At 44.7% G+C, this 2,291-nt stretch carries 1 protein-coding gene; it reads right to left on the bottom strand.

Going from position 1 to position 2,291, the window contains the following annotated elements:
* Window positions 1–39: 39 nt before the first annotated feature.
* Window positions 40–1,965: a DNA repair helicase YoaA gene (locus tag CXF82_RS01160; RefSeq protein ID WP_102043533.1), complete on the bottom strand. Its 1,926-nt coding sequence runs from the start codon at window positions 1,963–1,965 to the stop codon at window positions 40–42.
* Window positions 1,966–2,291 lie beyond the last annotated feature (326 nt).

Here is a 2,291-nt window from a genome sequence, read left to right as displayed (position 1 = left end):
ATCTGATTATTATACTCATAACCTAAGCTCTTCTTTCGGCTACTTAATCTGTTGTAGAAATTGTACCGCGTTGTCCAGCTCTCGCGTTCTAGCCATTGGCGGTAGCGAGTTTAGAAATGCTTGCCCATAAGGTCGATTAACAATGCGGTTATCACATAAAATAAGTACACCGCGATCTTTTTCATCGCGAATTAATCGGCCAACCCCCTGATTGAGAGAGATAACCGCTTGCGGCAGTGAGATCTCGGTAAAGGGGTCTTTACCTTCACGTGAAATACTCTCACTACGGGCACGATAGAGATTATCTTCCGGTGACACAAAGGGTAATTTGTCGATGATCACGCAGCTAAGCAGCTTGCCTCTAACATCAACTCCCTCCCAAAATGCCCCCGTACCAAGTAATACTGCATTGCCCAATTGACGATACTTTTTTAATAGGCTTTGCTTGTTCGCTTGTCCTTGTACCAGCAATGGGTAAGACACCCGCCGTTGTAACTCGATAGCCACCAGCTTAAGCATTCGATGGCTGGTGAATAAGATAAAGGTGCGACCTTTTGCTGCTTCAATCGCTCTAATGCATACATCGACAAATTGCGGTAGGATCGCATTATGGTTACTGACGCTGGCAAGATGCCGAGGGACGCAAAACAACGCATTGTTGGCGTAATCAAATGGGCTTTGTAGTAACAGCTCCTTGCACTTACCGATGCCTAGTTGCTTGGTAAACAGGCTTAAGTCTTGATTTATCTGTAAGGTTGCCGACGTAAAGATCCACGCGATATTCTCATCAAACAGCTTTTTACACTCCTTGGCGACATCAATGGGCGCGATCCTAAGCATGAGATAACGATGACCATAATCAATACTGTACGCCGCTTGATTGTTCTCACACAGAAAAAATAGCTGTAACTTTGCCGTATTAGCATCAAGTTTTTCAAGCGCATCATCCAAATTATCGCTGCGGCCAACGTGTCCTTGTAATAAGGCTTGCAGTGCATTTAGCTCTTTTAGCAGCGACCAAGACAGGACTGACAAGGCTTTATTGCTCAGCATTCGGCGCCAATCAGTGTCTCCAGTGGCAAAGAGTGCCTGATGCCATTCATTTAACAGCGTTAAACAACGTGCGCTTAATAGCTCGATCTGCTTTGCATCGCGTAATTCAGTACGATAAATATCGGCGAAACGTTCAAGCAGTTCAGCAATTTGCCGAGTTGAGCACTGCTGACCAAAATAGTTGACGGCGATATCGGGGAGTAAATGGGCTTCGTCAAAAATAACCACATCAGAGTCTGGGAGTAACTCTGCAAAGCCAGTTTCTTTTATGATCCTATCAGCCAAGAACAGGTGATGATTCACCACAATGATCCGCGCATCCATCGCACGATTACGTGCTTTGCGGGTAAAACAGACATCATAATGGTCGCAACGCTGACCAATACAGGTCTCTTTTGCACTATTAATCAATGGCAATGCCGCTGAGTTTTCAGAAACCGACGTTAAGCCGCCAAGGTCGCCGTCAATGGTCCGTCCTGCCCATTGATTGATCCTCAGTAAATCATCAAGAATTTGAGTATCCATCGAGCTTGCACCCGATAACTCTGTCTCCATAAGATGCTGACATAAATAGTTATTGCGGCCTTTAAGTAGCGCCACTTTAGGCGTGAGGCCTAGCATCAACAGTAATGCCGGAAGATCTTTATAAAACAGCTGTTCTTGCAGATTTTTACTGCCCGTACTCACGATAATCTGCTTACTGCTCAGCAGCGCAGGAATGAGGTAGGCAAACGTTTTACCGACTCCAGTGCCCGCTTCAACGACTAAATTATCGCGACTGCTTATCGACTCACTGACCGCTTCAGCCATCTGTTGCTGCACTTCGCGGCGACTAAACCCTTTAATGGCTTTTGCCAGCGCGCCGTCAGCAGAAAAAGTCGTCGCGACTTGCTGTGTCAATTTAACGCTCAAAAGCCACCGTACTTAGTTGTCATAGAGTCCAACATTATTGCCATTAAAAATAAAAATCGGTGAAGTGTAACGTAAGCCGCTTTTTGGTTAAATACCCTAGCCGATATGCAACGCCTCAAAAAAGAATTATACCCGCCGAAATAGTTAGCTATAACTGTCTTGTCATCAAAACAGACAGCAGCGCATTTATCTGAGTGCTAAAAAAGTGACATTTAGATGAACATTACTCATATGCCAAAATAGTAGTTGCAATCAGTGATGAAACTGATTAATTTAAATGCATCGCAGATTGAAGATCTTCTTCAGCTGGCAGATATTACGGTCAT

Source organism: Shewanella sp. GutDb-MelDb (assembly GCF_002836075.1).
In the GTDB taxonomy this organism is placed as follows: Bacteria; Pseudomonadota; Gammaproteobacteria; order Enterobacterales; family Shewanellaceae; genus Shewanella.
This window is presented reverse-complemented; position numbering and strand designations above follow the sequence as displayed.